The sequence below is a fragment of the Methylobacterium sp. Leaf456 genome (assembly GCF_001425465.1).
Classification (GTDB): Bacteria; Pseudomonadota; Alphaproteobacteria; order Rhizobiales; family Beijerinckiaceae; genus Methylobacterium.
Genome location: NZ_LMQV01000012.1, coordinates 16,732 through 32,542 on the forward strand (window position 1 = coordinate 16,732; position 15,811 = coordinate 32,542).

Sequence of the window (15,811 nt, forward strand, 5' to 3'; positions counted from 1 at the left end):
TTTGTGATTTTGGTTCGGTGGGCTGATCGCGAACGGCGGCGGGCATCACCCGCGCCGTCATTGCGAGGCGGAGCCGAAACAATCCAGTGCGCGAGGATGCCGAAAGGGGCGAATTCGATTGTGAAATCCAGCTCAGCGTCGTTCGTAATCCACGGATGAGCTTTCCGTAGACTGCGGAGTCGTGGATTGCTTCGGCTTCGCCTCGCAACGACGGGGGTGCGGTTCGACCCGGGCGGATCAGCCGGCACCGGTTTCAATCCCTCGTCAAAAACCCGCCCACTGCGAGCAGCAGCGCATCCCCCAGGAACGCCAGCGCGGCGGTCGCCGCCGTCCCCTGGAGCAAACCCGAAAGATTCTGGTTCTGGAGGCCGGCGACGATCGGGGTGCCGAGGGTGGAGGCGCCGGCCAGAGCGCCCACCGCCGCGACCGAGATCGACAGGATCAGCGCCGTGCGCAGCGTCTCGATCAGGCCGGGGGCGGCCAGCGGTATCTCGACCTTCGTGAGAATCTGCCGCCGAGTGAGGCCGATGGCCTCGGCCGCCGCGCGGGCCTCGGGCGAGACGGCGTCGAGGGCGCCGACGGTGCCGCGCAGCGTCGGCATCAGGCCGTAGGCGAGGAGCGCCAGAAGGGTCGGCGGGCCGCCGAAGCCGAGCACCGGCAGGGCGAGCGCCACCACGACGACCGGCGGCAGGCTCTGCGCGAAGGCGGCGAGCGCGTCGATGCCGCCGCGCAAGCGGGCGAAGCCGGGGCGCGTCGCGGCGATGCCGAGGGCGATCCCGAGCCCGGCGACGATCAGGAAGCCGATTCCGGCGAGCGCGAGGTGGTTCGCGGCCAACTCCGTGAGGCGGTCCAGCGCGAGCGGGCGCGAGCCGGCACCGCCCGCGAGCCGACCTGCGACGGCCGGATGGCTCACGGCGGCCAGCGCGAGGCCCAGCAGAAGCGGCGCCAAGGTTGCCCTCATGACGGCCAGCGGCGGCGCGCCGCCGCCTCCACGGCGCTCAGCGCCGATTCGGCGGCGAGCGAGAGGGCGATCACCGGCAGCGCGCCGAGCAGGATCAGGTCGGGGGCGAACTGCGCCATCCCGTCGAAGACGAGGCGCCCGAGCCCGCCCGCGCCGACGAGCGGCGCCAGCGTCGCGAGGCCGAGCGCCTGCACCGCCGCGACGCGCAAGCCGCCGATCAGCAAGCCGGCGCCGAGGGGCAGGCGCAGGCTTGCAAGAGTCTGGCGCGGGGTCAGCCCGAGGGCGCGGGCGGCGTCCAGCGTCGCCGGGTCGGGGGTGCGCAGCGCGCCTTGCAGCCCGCGCCAGAGCGGCAGCAGCAGGTAGGCGGCCATGCCCACGAGCGCCGGCCCGGCACCGAGCGCCGAGACGCCGTAGGCGCGTAGAGCCGGCATCAACGCGAGCCCAGCGGAGGCAACGGCAACCAGTCCGCCGAGCAAGGCGACGGCCGGCACCACCTGAACGCCGCCGACGAAGAGGTCGATGGCGCCGCGCCCGCGCCGCCAAAGCCCGAGTGCGGCGGTGACGAGGCCGGCGATGATCAGGGCGCCGCTCGACAGGGCGAGATGTTCGAGGATCGCCCGCGCGAGGCCGTCGCGCCGGGCGCGGAACTCGACCGTGAGGGAGAAGGCGTCGAGCGTCCCGGCAGCGCCGAGGCCGCCGATTAGAGTGAGGAGCACGAGGGCCGAAAGCCATCCGGCGGCGGGGAGACGGCTCGCGCGCATCCCCAAAAAGATTCCGGCGCAGAGGCCGAGCCCGGCGAGCCACGCGCCCGCGGCGAGCCTTGCCCGAGCGGCCGGCGGCTGGCCGACCAGAAGCTCCGCGGCGCCCGCGCCGAGGCCCGTCAGCAGCAGGGCGAACCCGCCGGTGCAGGCGAGCAGGCCGAACCATGCGCCCGCGCGGCCCCGGCCCGATGCGACCAGCGCGGGGCCGGTCGCGGCCAGCGCCAGCAGCGGCCACAGCCAGGGGCCGAGCGCCGCCGCGACGGGAATCGGCGCGCCGGTGACGAGGCGGTTCGGCGCGAGGTGCAGCAGCGGCAGGCTTCCGAGCACCAGCGGCAGGGCGAGCGCGGCGGCCAGCGGCAGCAGGACGGCCCGCACTCCGAAAGGGGCGCTCGTCATCGTGTCCCGGCCCGCTGCCCGAGCCATTCGGCGGCGACCGCCTCGGCGGTGCGCCCCTCGACCGCGACCGCGGCGTTGAGGCGGCGCAGGGTCGCGGCGTCGAGGGCGGCGAAGAGCGGATCGAGGGCGGCCGGGATCTCCGGATGCCGTTCCAGCGTCTGTGCCCGGATCACCGGGGCCGGCTCGTAGACGATCTGGGCCCGCTGCGGATCGCGCATCACGACGAGGTCGAGGGCGGACAACGCCCCGTCGGTGCCGTAGACCATGCCGGCATTGACCCCGCTGATGTTTTCCGCCGCCGCCCGCGCGGTCACCGCGGTGTCGCCGCCCGGCAGGCTGACGATGCGGTTCGTCGGCAGACGGAAGCCGTAGGCCGCCTCGAAGGCGGGAAGCGCGGCAGGGCTCTCGACGAACTCGGTCGAGGCGGCGAGCCGAATGCGGTCGGCGCCGACCATCCGGGCGAAATCCGCCATGCCGACGAGATTTTCCGCACGGGCGAGGCGACCGTTGACCGCGATGCACCACGTGTTGTCGGCGGGCGCCCGCCCGAGCCAGACGAGGCCGCGTGCCCCGTCGAGGCGGCGCGCGGCGGCGTAAGCCGCCTCGCCCGCCTTCCAGGCCGGATCGGTCTCGGTGCCGGAGAAGAAGGCGACGTTGCCGGTATATTCGGGATAGAGGTCGAGTTCGCCCGAAAGCAGGGCCGAGCGCACGATCAGCGTCGGCCCGAGGCCAAGGCGCCGCTCCACCGGCAGGCCCGAATTCTCCAGCGCATCCGCGATCAGGTTGCCCAGCAGCGCCCCCTCGGTGTCGCTCTTCGAGCCGATCACGAGCGGAGACCCGCCCGCCGCACCCGCCCGCCGGGGCCGCCACGCGGCGAGCGCGGCGGCGCCCGCACCCGCGATCACGGCGCGGCGGCTGAGGCCGGGGACGGCCTTCCGGCCACAGGGGGGCGGAAATGTATCTCGGACTAACATCGCGGCGTTCACGATAGCATGGCGGCCCCGCCCACGGTGCTTGACACGCCTGTCTTTCCAAGCGACGCCTGCCCTGAGCCGGGGCGGGAGCCGGAAGGGGGCGCGGGCCGTACGGCGGCCGGTGTCGCCTCGTCGGAATCGTCTTGGGATGCGAGTCGGAGCGGCCAAGGCCCTCCGTCACGATAACGGATCTGAGGGAAGACGACCCGGCGTGAGTGTGGATTCGAACGAGGATCGTCTGACGGGCGCCCGCGTGCTCGTGGTGGAGGACGAGGCCGCCATCTCGATGCTGCTCGAGGACATGCTCCTCGATTTCGGCTGCGAGATCGTCGGCCCGGCCGCGCGGCTCGCGACCGCCCTGGAGATGGCGCGCGCGGAGGACTACACCGTCGCCATCCTCGACGTGAACGTGGCGGGCGAGCCGATCTATCCGGTCGCCGAGGCCATCGCCGAGCGCAACCTGCCGATCGTATTCTCCACGGGCTACGGTGGCGCGGGCATCCGCGAGCCGTTCCGTGATCGCCCGGTGGTGCAGAAGCCGTTCAGCCAGGCCGACCTCAAGCGCACGCTGATCGCGGCGATCGTCGCCGCGCAGGGCTGATCCGCTCCGTCGAGCGGATCGCGGACGCGCGACCGCTCGGCCAGAATGCCGCCGGACGGGTCCGGCGGCACCGAGCCTTACTGCTTGACCTTGCTGTCGCTGCTGGTGGCGCTGGCCGCGCCCGAGCCTTGGCCCGGCGCGGTTGTGCCGGTGGCGTCCGACTTGCTCTTGTCGAAGCCGGCGGCGTTGGGCGAGCCCTGCATCTTCTTACCGTCACCCTGCTTCATCTCGTGGCCGGGGGCGTGCCCGGAGGCGCCCGGCTGCTCGGTGGCGAGCGCCGTGCCGCCGAGTGCGAGCGTGGCGAGGACGGCGAGCGATACGCGTTTCATGGTTTCCTCCGATCTGTTGTCGCACCGGAACGCGACCCGATCCGAAGCCGTTCCCTAATCGGCCCGCCAATTCTTCCGCGCTCAAGACGATGCACCGCACGTGACGGACCTTCGACTTGCGAAGTCCCGATAGTAGTTCGCGCTGCAATATCCGGGGGCGCGGCGTTGCCAGCGCCGGCATTCCCGTGTATGCGCGCCTCGCGCCCTTGAGACACCCTTGGAGGCACGGGCGCGCTGGGGAACGGTCGGGCCGTCCGCTTCGGGCGGCCTTTGTCGTTTGTCCCGGCTCCATTTTTCTTGTGAAGGATCACGCCATGAGCGCACCGAAGTCGCTTGAGGCCGTGGCACGCGACCGGGTCGGCAAGGGGGCCGCCCGGGCCGTTCGTCGCCAGGGCCAGATTCCCGCCGTCATCTACGGCGGCAACCAGGCTCCGCAGGCCATAGCCATCGAACTCATCCGCACCCGCACGCTGATCTACGCAGGCGGTTTCAAGACCACGCTGTTCGAGATCGGCGTCGGCGGCAAGAAGGTCCGCGCGATCCCGCGCGACTACCAGCTCGACCCGGTCTCCGGCGTGCCGCTGCACGTCGACTTCCTGCGCGTCGTCGCGGGCCAGACCGTGACGGTCGAGGTGCCGGTGCACTTCGTGAACGAGGACGCGGCCCCCGGCATCAAGCAGGAGGGCGGCACGCTCAACATTTCGGCCTTCACGATCGAGCTCGAAGTCGCGCCCGACCAGATCCCCGAGGCGGTCGAGGGCGACCTCACCGGCCGCGCCATCGGCGACGTCATCACGGTCGCCGACCTCAAGATCCCGGCCGGCACCTATACCGGCGAATCGACCGACGCGGTCGCCAACATCGTCCCGCCGACGGTGCTCGGCGCCGAGGTCGAGGCCGAGGAGGCCGCGATCGCCGAGGCGCAGTCGGCGGAAGCCGCCGAGGAGAAGGCCGAGGAGGCCGAGGGCGAAGCGGACGAGAAGTCCGACGAGTCCGACAAGGCGTGATCCGGTCCGGGCGCGTCACCGCGCCCGGCCGATGCGGCACAGTGATTTAGACAATCGTCCCCGATTTCGTATCCAGAACGATCGTCTAGCGATGCCCCGGCCGCCCGGCCGGGGCATTTTCATGTGGAGCGGGGCATCGCATGCGGCTCATCGTCGGCTTAGGGAATCCCGGCCCGCGCTACGCGCGAAACCGCCACAACATCGGCTTCCTGGGCGTGGACGAGATCGCCCGCGTTCATCGGGCGAGCCCTTTTCGCCGCCGCTTCCAGGGCGAGGCCGCGGAGGTGGTGCTCGGCACCGAGCGGGCCATCCTGTTGAAGCCGCAGACCTTCATGAACGAGTCCGGCCGCTCGGTCGGCGAGGCGCAGCGCTTTTTCAAGATCGCACTCGCCGACGTGATCGTGCTGCACGACGAACTCGATCTCGCCCCGGCCAAGCTCCGGGTGAAGCTCGGTGGCGGCAACGCGGGCCATAACGGCCTGCGCTCGATCACCGCCCAATGCGGCAACGACTACCGCCGGGTGCGGCTGGGCATCGGCCATCCCGGCGACAAGGCGCTGGTCCATGCCTACGTGCTCAACGACTTCGCCAAGTCGGAGGAGCCGTGGGTCGAGGATCTGTGCCGGGCCATCGCCGACCACGCGCCGGTGATGGCCGCGGGCGAGGATGCGAGCTTCCAGAACAAGGTCCACCTCGCCATGGCCGGCCGCGGCTGGGATACGGTGAAGACCCCGGCGGAAGCCGGGAAGGCGAAAGCGCGCGACGCCTCTTAAAGTCGCGAATTGACACGGCGACGCCGGAATCCGATGGAGCCCGCAACCGGGCGCGGCTCCCGACCGATCAAAGTGGACTTGTAGGACCAGCCATGGGCTTCAAATGCGGCATCGTCGGCCTGCCGAACGTCGGCAAGTCGACCCTCTTCAACGCGCTGACGCAGACGGCGGCGGCGCAGGCCGCCAACTATCCGTTCTGCACCATCGAGCCGAACGTCGGTGAGGTGGCGGTGCCGGATCCGCGCCTCGACGCGTTGGCCAAGATCGCCACGTCGAAGGAGATCATCCCGACGCGGCTGACCTTCGTGGACATCGCCGGCCTCGTGCGCGGCGCCTCCAAGGGGGAGGGGCTCGGCAACCAGTTCCTGGCCAACATCCGCGAGGTCGATGCCATCGCCCACGTGGTGCGCTGCTTCGAGGACGGCGACGTGACCCATGTCGAGGGCAAGGTCGATCCGATCGCCGACATCGAGACCATCGAGACCGAGCTGATGCTGGCCGACCTCGACAGCCTGGAGAAGCGCGTTGTTGCTCTGGAGAAGCGCGCCAAGGGCGCCGACAAGGAGGCCAAGGAGTTCCTCGACCTCGTCAACCGCGCCCTGCCGCTGCTGCGCGACGGCAAGCCCGCCCGCCTCGTCGAGCGCAAGGCCGACGAGGAGCGTCTGTTCCAGCAGCTCGGCCTGATGACGGCCAAACCCGTCCTCTACGTCTGCAACGTGGACGAGGGCGATGCCGACAAGGGCAATGCCCACTCGCAGGCCGTGTTCGATCGGGCCAAGGCCGAAGGCGCCGTGGCGGTGGTGGTCTCGGCCAAGATCGAGAGCGAGATCGCGGTGATGCCGGTCGCCGACCAGGGCGATTTCCTAGAAGCCGTCGGCCTGACCGAGCCCGGCCTCAACCGTGTGATCCGCGCCGGCTACGATCTGCTCGGGCTGGTCACCTACTTCACCGTCGGCCCGAAGGAGGCCCGCGCCTGGACGATCACCAAGGGCACGCGGGCGCCGGCGGCCGCAGGCGTCATCCACACCGACTTCGAGAAGGGTTTCATTCGCGCGGAGACGATCGCCTACAAGGACTACACCGCGCTGAACGGCGAGTCCGGCGCGCGCGACGCCGGCAAGCTGCGGCTGGAAGGCAAGGAGTACGTCGTGCAGGACGGCGACGTGCTGCACTTCCGCTTCGCCAACTGACGCCTCGTCGCAGGTCCGCCCGGCCACGCCTGGGACCTGACGCCGTTCGGGGCAGTGGCGCTGCAGAAGCGTCTGCGCGGGGCGGTGTTGGTCGTGACCTTGTCCAGCTTCCTCGTGGTCGAAATCGCCACCGCCGCGGCCGACGCCGTTCCCTTACGTGCCCGGCCTTCTGAGCCTTTCGTTTCACACGCACGACGGCGTCAAAATAAATCACACCATCGTTGCGAGGGGGAAGCCGTATCAATCCAGCGCTCCGCAGATTCTCGAAAGTCCGCGCGGCTGCTGCCGATTGTCGGCTGAATTCGATCTTTCCGGGGAGGTCGCGCCCTGGATTGCTTCGGCGTTGCTTCGCAATGACGGTGCGACGCGGAGCCCGGTGGGCGTCCTCGCTACGAAGCCGCTTCCGGCTGCAACGACCGCCCGGCACCGGCCGCGGCCAACGCTTCGCCCCGCACCCGCGCCAAGGCCTCCCCGGCCTGCCGGGCCAGCGTCTCGATCCGCGTCAGCGTCGTCGGGTCGAGCAGCACCATGGCGCACCAGTAGGCGCCCAGCGCCGCCACCGGCTCGGGCGTGCCGATCGGCACCATGGCGAGGCTGCAGATCGCCTTGTTGGCGTAGGCGGGCTGCGGCACGCGGGGATCGATGCCGATATCCGGGATCACGACGGTCTCATCGTTGAGCATCGCCCAGCCCGAGACGCAGGCGTCGAGGGGGAAGCGGCAGCCGCGCCAGAGCGGCTCGATCGCGTCCTCTGCGGCGTAGAAGCAGGATCGCCCGTCGCGCAGGACGACGGCGATGCCGTCGGAGCCGGCGATCCGCCGGGCGGTCAGCCGCAGGATCTCGACCACCTCGTCGGCGGAGCGGGCGTCCGCCAGCAGCGCGGCGGTCCGTTCCAGCGCCGGGTCGGCCTTGGGATACGCATTCACCATGGCGCCAAGCTACCGTGCGGGGCCGTGCCGATACAGATGACGGCATACCGCTGGAACCATCGGGCCGGACGAATGGTTGCGAACGTCGCGCCGATCCCCATGGCTGTGTCTTCCCGGTCACGCCGTGATCAGCCTAAACCGGCTCATGCCGGTTCAGGCAAGGATCAGCGCCGCCGCCGGGTCGAGCCCGTCGAGAGCGTCTGCGCCTGGGCCATCGCGTCGGCCCGGTCGGCCTCGCTCGCGGAGGCCCAGGCCTTGTCGTACAGATCGACGATCCAGGCGTCCGGCGCGCCCTGCGCCCCGGCCCGCGCGAGTGCCAACCAGCTCAGGCCCTTCACCGTCTGGCGCGGCATGCCGGTGCCGTTGACCAGAAGGTCGCCGAGCAGCGCCTGGGCCGGGCGATGGCCCTTCTCGGCGGCGAGGTTGAACCAGCGCGCGGCCTTGCGCGGGTCCTGTTCCACGCCGGTCCCTTCGAGGTAGAGCCGGGCGAGGTTGTACTGTGCGTTGGGGTCGCCGAAGTAGGACGCCGCGTAGTTGAACATCTCGTAGGCGCGCTCGGCGTTCGGGCGCACGTAGGTGCCCTTGATCCCCTCAAGGAAGTAGGTGCCCAGCGCGTTGAAGGCGCTCGCCAGCACGCCGGAATTCGGTGTGTCGGGCGCGTCGTCGGTGGTGTCGTCGGCGATGCGCGAGAAGTACTCGAACGCCTTGAGGTCGTCCTGGGGCACGCCGTCGCCGGCCGCGTACATGCGGCCGAGCTTCCACAGCGCCAGGGTCTGGCCCTGGTCGGCGGCGTATTCGAGCGCGCGCACGGCGCCCTGCTTGTCGCCCGCGTTGTAGTCGCGCACGCCCGAGCGGAGTGCGTCACGACCCGAGCGAAAACCCTTTTCGGGCACGGGGGTGCGGGCGGTGGCGTCGAGGGCGGTGCCGGGATCGACGGCGGCGACCGCCAGGCAAGCGCCCAGGAATGCGGCCAGCAGGCCGGTCCGGAGCCGATCCAGATCGACCCCGGCCGGCCGCATGGGCCGGAAAGGGACGGTTCTAGACATCGGCATAGGTGTGCGTCTCCTTCGCACCGCCCGGATGCGTGACGGCGCCGTTGACCGCGGGACCCACGGTCTGCGCGTATTTCCAGAGATAGCCGGAGGTCGCGGTGTTGCCCCGCGGCGTCCATTCCGAGCGGCGCTGGGCCAGCTCCTCGTCCGAGAGCGCCACGTCGAGGGTGCCCTCGATGGCGTCGAGCGTGATCATGTCGCCGTCGCGCAGCAGGCCGATCGGCCCGCCGATGGCGGCCTCGGGGCCGACATGGCCGACGCAGAAGCCGCGGGTCGCGCCGGAGAAGCGCCCGTCGGTGATGAGCGCCACCTTGTCGCCCATGCCCTGGCCGTAGAGAGCCGCGGTGGTCGAGAGCATCTCGCGCATGCCGGGGCCCCCCTTCGGGCCCTCGTAGCGGATGACCAGAACCTCGCCCGGTTTGTAGGTGCGGTTCTGCACGGCTTCGAAGCAGGCTTCCTCGCCGTCGAACACGCGGGCAGGCCCGGTGAAGACTTGGCTCGAGGCCGGCATGCCCGCGACCTTCACGATGGCACCCTCGGGGGCGAGGTTGCCCTTGAGACCCACCACGCCGCCGGTGACGGTGATCGGCCGATCGGCCGGGAAGACCACGTCCTGATCGGGGTTCCAGGCCACCTTGGCGAGATTTTCCGCAATCGTCCGGCCGGTCACGGTGAGGCAGTCGCCGTGCAGGTAGCCGTGGTCGAGCAGGGTCTTCATCAGCAGCGGGATGCCGCCGACCTCGAACATGTCCTTCGCCACGTAGCGCCCGCCGGGCTTCAGGTCGGCAATGTACGGCGTCTTGCGGAAGATCTCGGCCACGTCGAACAGCGTGAACTCGATGCCGCATTCATGCGCGATCGCCGGCAGGTGCAAAGCCGCGTTGGTCGAGCCGCCCGAGGCCGCCACCGTCGCGGCGGCGTTCTCCAGCGCCTTGCGGGTGACGATGTCGCGCGGGCGGATGTTCTTTGCGATCAGCTCCATGACCTTCTCGCCCGCCGCGGCGCAGAATTGATCGCGGATTTCGTACGGAGCCGGGGCGCCGGCGGAGTAGGGCAGGGCGAGGCCGATGGCCTCCGAGACGGTCGCCATGGTGTTCGCGGTGAATTGCGCGCCGCAGGCGCCCGCCGAAGGGCAGGCGACCCGCTCCAGCTCGTCGAGGTCGTCCAGGCTCATGTCGCCGACGGCGACCTTGCCGACCGCCTCGAACAGGTCCTGCACGGTGACCGGGCGGCCGCGGAACGAGCCGGGCAGAATCGAGCCGCCGTAGATGAAGATCGACGGCACGTTGAGGCGCACCATGGCCATCATCATGCCGGGCAGCGACTTGTCGCAGCCGGCCAGCCCGACGAGCGCGTCGTAGGAATGGCCGCGGATCGTCAGCTCGACCGAATCGGCGATGACCTCGCGCGAGGGCAGCGAGGCGCGCATGCCGCTGTGGCCCATGGCGATGCCGTCGGTGACCGTGATGGTGCAGAACTCGCGCGGGGTGCCCTTGGCGGCGGCCACGCCCTTCTTCACCGCCTGCGCCTGGCGCATCAGCGAGATGTTGCAGGGGGCCGCCTCGTTCCAGCAGGAGGCCACGCCGACGAGCGGCTGGTGGATCTGCTCGGTGGTCAGGCCCATGGCGTAGAGATACGAGCGGTGCGGCGCCCGCTCGGGCCCCTCCGTCACGTGCCGGCTCGGCAGCTTCGACTTGTCGGTCTGACGCGCGTCCATCGCTGATCTCGTGCCCCGGCCCTGCTACGCATCCGAGGCCGCGGAACCCCCGGACGGGGGACCCGCGAAAGCGTCTTTCGACACCCTCGAAACTCCGCGATAAAGCGTTGGAGCGACAGCATTTACCGCGACCCCGAAGTCGTCCCGGTTTATGGTGGGATTGCGGCGCTCGAAGGCGCTCCCCAAGGCAAAGTCTGGTTGGTTTCGCGGTGTGTCGGGCCCGCAACAGCCACGCTTGGGCAAGCCTCCGCCGCGCTCCCTCCCCACGGTGCCGAAGCGGCGAGCCCACGCGGTCGGTCGACATCGTTCTACGGGCCAAGCTTGCGGCGAAATGGATTTTCGCAAGACATCTGAAATACAGAAATCGATTTCATTGACCGATGCCGTGTTCATCTAAAGGATAACAAACATCATCAATCGTAAGGCGGCGGACTTCCGTTCCTCGTCGGACGATCGATGCGGCCGCAACCCTTCCGCGGCTGCACAACTCCATCACCGCCTTCGCTCACCACCGCGCATCCAGGCCGGCCGGTCGCTCGACCGCGCCCGGTCGCCGGAGACCCGTGTCGATGACGCATGCCTCGCCTGCTCCCGCCCTCCGGGTTCGATTCGCCGCTACGGTGCTCGCCCTTTGCCTCGCAGCGGCCCCCGCCTCCGCCCAGTCGCCGAGCGCGGTCGAGACCTTCACCGGCGAGGCCGGGCCTCGAACCGATGCGGGGGCGATCGGCGTCGCGCCGGACGGCAGCGTGAAGTGGCACGGGCCGCTCGCGCCCACCGCCGCCTCGCTGGCGGCCGCCGGGCTCAGCTTCGACGTGAACGTCTACGAGTTCTTCTTCTCGAACCCGAGCGCGGGCCTGCGCCCCGGCCAGCTCTCGAACTCGGCCTACTTCCTGCTCAGCCTCGACGCCGACCTCGACCGGCTCGCCGGCATTCCCGGCGGCTGGTTCCACATCACCCAGACGGTGTTCGGCTTCCGCTTCAACAACCGCAACATGGATGGCGATGTCGGCGACACCACGGTGGGCTACCAGCCGACCTTCAACCGCGATTCCGCCCGCCTTTCAGTGCTGACCTACGAGCAGCGGCTTCTCGACGACCGCCTTTCCATCGAGGTCGGACGCACGCATCCGAACCGGTACTACGCGCTGCCGCCCTGCCAGTCGGCGGCGAGCTGCTTCCAAGACATCCTGCAGATCAATGCCGGTCTGACCTCGCCGCTCTACGGCGTCTGGGGCGCCAACGCCACCTACAAGATCACCCCCGAGAGCTACATCCAGGCCGGCGCCTTCGCGGTGACGGCGCGAGCCAACTTCTCCTCCGGCTGGGATTTCGGACACGAGCCGCTGAACGGCGTCGTGACGCTCGCCGAGATCGGCCGCACGACCACCTTCGCGACCGATCCCTATCCGAGCCGCGTGGCCCTGACCGGCTTCGTCAACACCGCCGACCACGAAGACAACGTTCGGACGGTGTCCGGGCGCTCGAAGGGGCTGAACCCCGGCGAGCCGGTGCTGCAGCGCGCGGGCACCTCCGGCGTCATCCTGACCGGCTCGCAGGTGGTCTGGCGCGCCGACCATGGTGCGGACGCCAACAACCCGAACCCAACCTCGCTCCAGGCCTATACCAGCCTCGCCTATGCGCCCGATCCGACGATCCCGATCCGCTGGAACGCGTTTGCCGGTCTAACTTTGCAGGCGCCCGACCAGAGCCGTCCGCTCGACCGGTACGGCATCAAGGTGAATTGGCAGCGCATCGCCCCCGACTACGCGCGCTTCCTCGGCGACGCCAATTCGATTTCCGGCGGGCCGGGCGGCGCCTATCCTCGGGACAAGCTCGTGTTCGAGGCCAACGCCCATCTGGCGCTCGGCAAGGGCGTCTTCTTCGAGCCGGTGGTGCAGTACCTCGTCAACGGCAATTCCTACTGGAACCCGTTCACGCCGAATCGCTCCAAGGACGGGTTCTACGTCGGCGCCACGCTGATCGTGCCGCTCGGCTCGATCCTCGGCCTCGCGCCGGGCTGACGCATCAAGCGGGTGGCGCCAGGGCCTCGGGCGAGTCCGCCGCCTCGATCAGCCGGTCGCTCTCGTCCTTGAGGTTCACGCCCGTCAGCCCGCGGGAGAAGGCCTGGGTCAGCAGCCAGTTCAGCTTGAACGCGGCCAACTCGTGCGAGAGCCCGGCCGGACGCACGTTCGAGATGCAGTTGCGCTCCGCGTCCGAGCGGCCGGGTCTGGGTTCGAAGGTGACGTAGAGGCCGAGGCTGTCGGGGGAGGAAAGGCCGGGGCGCTCGCCGATCAGCACCGCGACCGCGCGGGCCTTGAGCGCTTCGCCGGCCTCGTCGCCGAGCGCGACGCGGGCTTGGGCGGCGATGGTCACCGGAGCGAGGCGCCAGCCGGCTTTTTCCGCATGCGGCTGGAACGCCTTAAGCATCGCCGCCGCGCCCTCGTGGACCGCGCGGGCCGAGAGGCCGTCGGCGACGACGAGGGCCAAGTCAACCGGCTCGCCCGCGGCCTCGGCGAGGGCCGCGTGGCTCTCGGGCGAGAGGCGGCGGCCGTAATCGGGGCGGCGCAGATAGGTGGCACGGTCCTCGGCACGGGAGGCGACCGTCACGGTGGCGAACCCCAACGCCTCGATCTCGGCGGCGACCTGTGCGGCGTCCAGCGGCGTGTGGACGGCGTCGCGGGCCTGGGCGTGGGCGAGGCCGAACTTCAGCACCTCGCGGGTCGGCAAGCCGGCGCCGGCCCGCCCGAGGCCGATTCGGGCCGGGGTCAGCCCGGCGAGGCGCTGCCAGAGGTCGTCGGGTTCGCTCATGCGGCGAGGTCCGGCGCGGCGGTGAGCAGGCGGGCGGCGGCCCCGCCGGGGAGCAGCGTGCCGGCGGAATCGGTGAGGCCGATGCGGGCGAGCCATTCCTCGAATTCCGGCGCCCGCTTCAGCCCCAGCACCTCGCGGATGTAGAGCTGGTCGTGGAACGAGGTGGACTGGTAGTTCAGCATCACGTCGTCGGCGCCGGGAATGCCCATCACGTAGGTGCAGCCAGCCGCGCCCAGAAGCGTCAGCAGGGTGTCCATGTCGTCCTGATCGGCCTCGGCGTGGTTGGTGTAGCAGACATCGACGCCGAGCGGCACGCCCATGAGCTTGCCGCAGAAATGATCTTCCAGCCCGGCCCGGATGATCTCCTTGCCGTTGTAGAGGTATTCGGGCCCGATGAATCCCACCACCGTATTGACCAGCAGCGGCCGGTAGCGCCGGGCGACGGCGTAGGCTCGGGCCTCCAGCGTCTGCTGGTCGATGCCGTGATGAGCGTCGGCCGAGAGCGCCGAGCCCTGGCCGGTCTCGAAATACATCACGTTGTCGCCGAGCGTGCCGCGCTTCAAAGCAAGCGCGGCCTCGTGCGCCTCCTGCAGGATCGGCAGGGTGACGCCGAAGCTGGCATTGGCCCGCTGCGTGCCGGCGATGGACTGGAACACGAGATCGACCGGCAGCCCCCGGTTCATCGCGTCGAGCGTCGTCGTGACGTGGGTGAGGACGCAGGCCTGAGTCGGGATTTCGAGCCGCGCGATGATCCCGTCGAACAGCCGCAGCAGGCCGGCCATGGTCTGGATCGAATCGGAGACCGGATTGATGCCGATCACCGCGTCGCCGCAGCCGTAGGACAGCCCGTCGAGGATCGAGGCGGTGACGCCCGCGAGGTCGTCGGTCGGGTGGTTGGGCTGGAGCCGTACGGCGAGCGTGCCGGGCAGGCCGATGGTGTTGCGGAACTTCGTCACCACGCGGCACTTGCGGGCGACCAAGATCAGGTCCTGGTTACGCATGATCTTCGAGACCGCCGCCGCGATCTCCGGCGTCACCCCCGGCGCGATGCGGGCCAGCGTCTCCGACGATGCGGTGAGCAGGAACTCGCGGAAATCGCCGACGGTGAGAGAGGTGATCTCGGAGAACGCCGCCTCGTCGTGGTCGTCGAGGATCAGGCGGGTGACGTCGTCGTCCTCGTAACCGATCAGCGGCCGGGCCAGGATGTCCTTCAGCGGCACCTCGGCAAGGCACCAGCGCGCCGCCATGTTCTCCTCGGCCGATTCGGCGGCGATGCCGGCGAGGCAATCGCCGGAGCGGATCGGCGTCGCCTTCGCCATCAGGGTCGCCAGATCGGCGAAGACGTGGGTGCGTGGGCCGACGGTATGGCGATAGGGCATCCGGTGTCGCTCCTGCCTCTGATCACAGGATGCAAGGATCGGGGGAGATGTCGAGGTGGCGGTTACGCCGCCCCGGCATGGGGCGCCGGCTCCTCCGTCGAGATCGCATCGACCGTGCGCTCGGGGGGCTCCGGACCACCGTCGGCGCGGTCGATGCGGATCTCCATGCCTGTCGACTCCATCTCGCCGTAGGGCGTCGAGAACGCGATCTCGGCGGCGTCGCGGCCGATGCCGATGCGGACCAGCCCGTCGAGATGGGCTTGGCGCGTGGCGTCGAACAGCCACCAGCGTCCGTCGAGATAGGCCTCGAACACGGCGTGGAAGTCGCGCGGCACGAGGCCGTAGGCGTAGCAGCTCACGAACCGGGCCGGGATGCCGAGCGCGCGGCAGAAGGCGGTGCCGAGATGGGCGAAATCGCGGCACACGCCCGCCCGCTTCAGCAGGCTCTCGTCGGCGGTGGTCTCGCCGTCGCTGGCGCCGCGCTGATAGGCGATGTGGTCGTGAATCCAGTTGCAGATCGCGTTGACGCGCTGGTGCCCCTTGGGCAGGTGCCCGAACTCGGCCTGCGCGAACGGCGCGAGCCGGTCGGAGGAGACGAAGCGGCTCGGCAGCAGGAACGGCAGGATGTCGAGCGGCAGCTCCGAGACCGGCGTCTCGCGGATCGTCTCGGGGTCGGCCCGCAAGACCGTCAGTTCGACCTCGGCGTTGTATTCCAGCGAGAACGGGCCGGGCGCGACGTTGACGCCGAGATAGCGATTCTTGAGATCGGGCGTGACGTAGGTGCGGCGGGACAGGTCGGGCGCGAGCGTCAGGGTCTCACTCATCACCGCGAGGCTCTTCAGGTGGGCGACCTCCACGTTGAAGATGAAGGTTGTGGGCGTCTTGACCTCGTAGGCGAGGCTGCAGCCGAGCTTGAAGCGCACGGGGGGCTCCG

The 15,811-nt window shown here is 70.0% G+C and carries 15 protein-coding genes; 5 read left to right on the forward strand and 10 right to left on the reverse strand.

All coding sequences use genetic code 11. From position 1 onward, the window contains the following. Positions 1-253: 253 nt before the first annotated feature. Genes ASG52_RS10060 through ASG52_RS10070 form a run of 3 tightly spaced genes read right to left on the reverse strand, consistent with a single transcriptional unit; the run spans position 254 to position 3,092 of the window. Positions 254-961, reverse strand: a complete 708-nt coding sequence (locus ASG52_RS10060) for an ABC transporter permease (RefSeq protein ID WP_056242512.1) — start codon at positions 959-961, stop codon at positions 254-256. Beyond that, a complete protein-coding gene (locus tag ASG52_RS10065) occupies positions 958-2,118 on the reverse strand; it encodes an ABC transporter permease subunit (protein WP_056242514.1) in 1,161 nt (386 codons plus the stop codon). Before ASG52_RS10065 ends, ASG52_RS10060 begins: the two co-directional genes overlap by 4 nt. Beyond that, the gene (locus ASG52_RS10070; protein WP_056242517.1) at positions 2,115-3,092 is read right to left on the reverse strand and encodes a glycine betaine ABC transporter substrate-binding protein; all 978 of its coding nucleotides are present in this window, start codon (positions 3,090-3,092) and stop codon (positions 2,115-2,117) included. The genes ASG52_RS10065 and ASG52_RS10070 overlap by 4 nt, the downstream gene beginning before the upstream one ends. A gap of 211 nt (positions 3,093-3,303) precedes the next feature. Here ASG52_RS10070 and ASG52_RS10075 point away from each other — a divergent pair, with 211 nt between their 5' ends. Continuing rightward, positions 3,304-3,693: a response regulator gene (locus ASG52_RS10075; protein WP_056242519.1), complete on the forward strand. Its 390-nt coding sequence runs from the start codon at positions 3,304-3,306 to the stop codon at positions 3,691-3,693. Positions 3,694-3,770: 77 nt separating this feature from the next. On the opposite strand, the gene ASG52_RS10080 is transcribed toward ASG52_RS10075, so the two are convergent. Continuing rightward, the gene (locus ASG52_RS10080) at positions 3,771-4,022 is read right to left on the reverse strand and encodes a hypothetical protein (RefSeq protein ID WP_056242521.1); all 252 of its coding nucleotides are present in this window, start codon (positions 4,020-4,022) and stop codon (positions 3,771-3,773) included. A 314-nt stretch (positions 4,023-4,336) separates the two neighbouring features. Between ASG52_RS10080 and ASG52_RS10085 the strand changes: the two genes are divergently transcribed. The 3 genes from ASG52_RS10085 to ychF all read left to right on the forward strand — a co-directional run bounded on the left by ASG52_RS10085 (position 4,337) and on the right by ychF (position 6,992). Then, the gene (locus ASG52_RS10085) at positions 4,337-5,029 is read left to right on the forward strand and encodes a 50S ribosomal protein L25/general stress protein Ctc (RefSeq protein WP_056242524.1); all 693 of its coding nucleotides are present in this window, start codon (positions 4,337-4,339) and stop codon (positions 5,027-5,029) included. A gap of 140 nt (positions 5,030-5,169) precedes the next feature. Continuing rightward, on the forward strand, positions 5,170-5,802 hold the full coding sequence (pth, locus tag ASG52_RS10090) for an aminoacyl-tRNA hydrolase (RefSeq protein ID WP_056242526.1): 633 nt from the start codon (positions 5,170-5,172) through the stop codon (positions 5,800-5,802). 92 nt (positions 5,803-5,894) lie between these two features. Next, positions 5,895-6,992, forward strand: coding sequence for a redox-regulated ATPase YchF (gene ychF / locus ASG52_RS10095; RefSeq protein ID WP_056242527.1), 1,098 nt, complete (start codon positions 5,895-5,897; stop codon positions 6,990-6,992). Positions 6,993-7,381: 389 nt separating this feature from the next. Here ychF and ASG52_RS10100 read toward each other — a convergent pair whose 3' ends face one another. The 3 genes from ASG52_RS10100 to ilvD form a co-directional block, all read right to left on the reverse strand. Then, the gene (locus ASG52_RS10100; protein ID WP_056242528.1) at positions 7,382-7,921 is read right to left on the reverse strand and encodes a GAF domain-containing protein; all 540 of its coding nucleotides are present in this window, start codon (positions 7,919-7,921) and stop codon (positions 7,382-7,384) included. A gap of 164 nt (positions 7,922-8,085) precedes the next feature. Then, a complete protein-coding gene (locus ASG52_RS10105) occupies positions 8,086-8,973 on the reverse strand; it encodes a tetratricopeptide repeat protein (RefSeq protein ID WP_056242529.1) in 888 nt (295 codons plus the stop codon). Then, positions 8,960-10,690, reverse strand: coding sequence for a dihydroxy-acid dehydratase (gene ilvD, locus ASG52_RS10110; RefSeq protein WP_056242532.1), 1,731 nt, complete (start codon positions 10,688-10,690; stop codon positions 8,960-8,962). The genes ASG52_RS10105 and ilvD overlap by 14 nt, the downstream gene beginning before the upstream one ends. A 569-nt stretch (positions 10,691-11,259) precedes the next feature. Between ilvD and ASG52_RS10115 the strand changes: the two genes are divergently transcribed. Next, positions 11,260-12,711, forward strand: a complete 1,452-nt coding sequence (locus ASG52_RS10115) for a carbohydrate porin (protein ID WP_056242535.1) — start codon at positions 11,260-11,262, stop codon at positions 12,709-12,711. Between the two features lie 4 nt (positions 12,712-12,715). On the opposite strand, the gene eutC is transcribed toward ASG52_RS10115, so the two are convergent. The 3 genes from eutC to ASG52_RS10130 form a co-directional block, all read right to left on the reverse strand. Further along, complete coding sequence (eutC, locus tag ASG52_RS10120) at positions 12,716-13,498, reverse strand: ethanolamine ammonia-lyase subunit EutC (protein WP_056242537.1); 783 nt, start codon at positions 13,496-13,498, stop codon at positions 12,716-12,718. After that, complete coding sequence (locus ASG52_RS10125) at positions 13,495-14,877, reverse strand: ethanolamine ammonia-lyase subunit EutB (protein WP_056242539.1); 1,383 nt, start codon at positions 14,875-14,877, stop codon at positions 13,495-13,497. The genes eutC and ASG52_RS10125 overlap by 4 nt, the downstream gene beginning before the upstream one ends. A 62-nt stretch (positions 14,878-14,939) precedes the next feature. Next, entirely contained in the window at positions 14,940-15,800 is an 861-nt protein-coding gene (locus tag ASG52_RS10130) for a transglutaminase-like domain-containing protein (protein WP_056242541.1), read from the reverse strand. Between the last annotated feature and the right edge of the window lie 11 nt (positions 15,801-15,811).

Bases quoted from the DNA above. Each gene is read 5' to 3' on its own strand.
- ASG52_RS10060 (WP_056242512.1), bottom strand. From the start codon at position 961: ATGAGGGCAACCTTGGCGCCGCTTCTGCTGGGCCTCGCGCTGGCCGCC.
- ASG52_RS10065 (WP_056242514.1), bottom strand. From the start codon at position 2,118: ATGACGAGCGCCCCTTTCGGAGTGCGGGCCGTCCTGCTGCCGCTGGCC.
- ASG52_RS10070 (WP_056242517.1), bottom strand. From the start codon at position 3,092: ATGTTAGTCCGAGATACATTTCCGCCCCCCTGTGGCCGGAAGGCCGTC.
- ASG52_RS10080 (WP_056242521.1), bottom strand. From the start codon at position 4,022: ATGAAACGCGTATCGCTCGCCGTCCTCGCCACGCTCGCACTCGGCGGC.
- ASG52_RS10085 (WP_056242524.1), top strand. From the start codon at position 4,337: ATGAGCGCACCGAAGTCGCTTGAGGCCGTGGCACGCGACCGGGTCGGC.
- pth (WP_056242526.1), top strand. From the start codon at position 5,170: ATGCGGCTCATCGTCGGCTTAGGGAATCCCGGCCCGCGCTACGCGCGA.
- ychF (WP_056242527.1), top strand. From the start codon at position 5,895: ATGGGCTTCAAATGCGGCATCGTCGGCCTGCCGAACGTCGGCAAGTCG.
- ASG52_RS10100 (WP_056242528.1), bottom strand. From the start codon at position 7,921: ATGGTGAATGCGTATCCCAAGGCCGACCCGGCGCTGGAACGGACCGCC.
- ASG52_RS10105 (WP_056242529.1), bottom strand. From the start codon at position 8,973: ATGCCGATGTCTAGAACCGTCCCTTTCCGGCCCATGCGGCCGGCCGGG.
- ilvD (WP_056242532.1), bottom strand. From the start codon at position 10,690: ATGGACGCGCGTCAGACCGACAAGTCGAAGCTGCCGAGCCGGCACGTG.
- ASG52_RS10115 (WP_056242535.1), top strand. From the start codon at position 11,260: ATGACGCATGCCTCGCCTGCTCCCGCCCTCCGGGTTCGATTCGCCGCT.
- eutC (WP_056242537.1), bottom strand. From the start codon at position 13,498: ATGAGCGAACCCGACGACCTCTGGCAGCGCCTCGCCGGGCTGACCCCG.
- ASG52_RS10125 (WP_056242539.1), bottom strand. From the start codon at position 14,877: ATGCCCTATCGCCATACCGTCGGCCCACGCACCCACGTCTTCGCCGAT.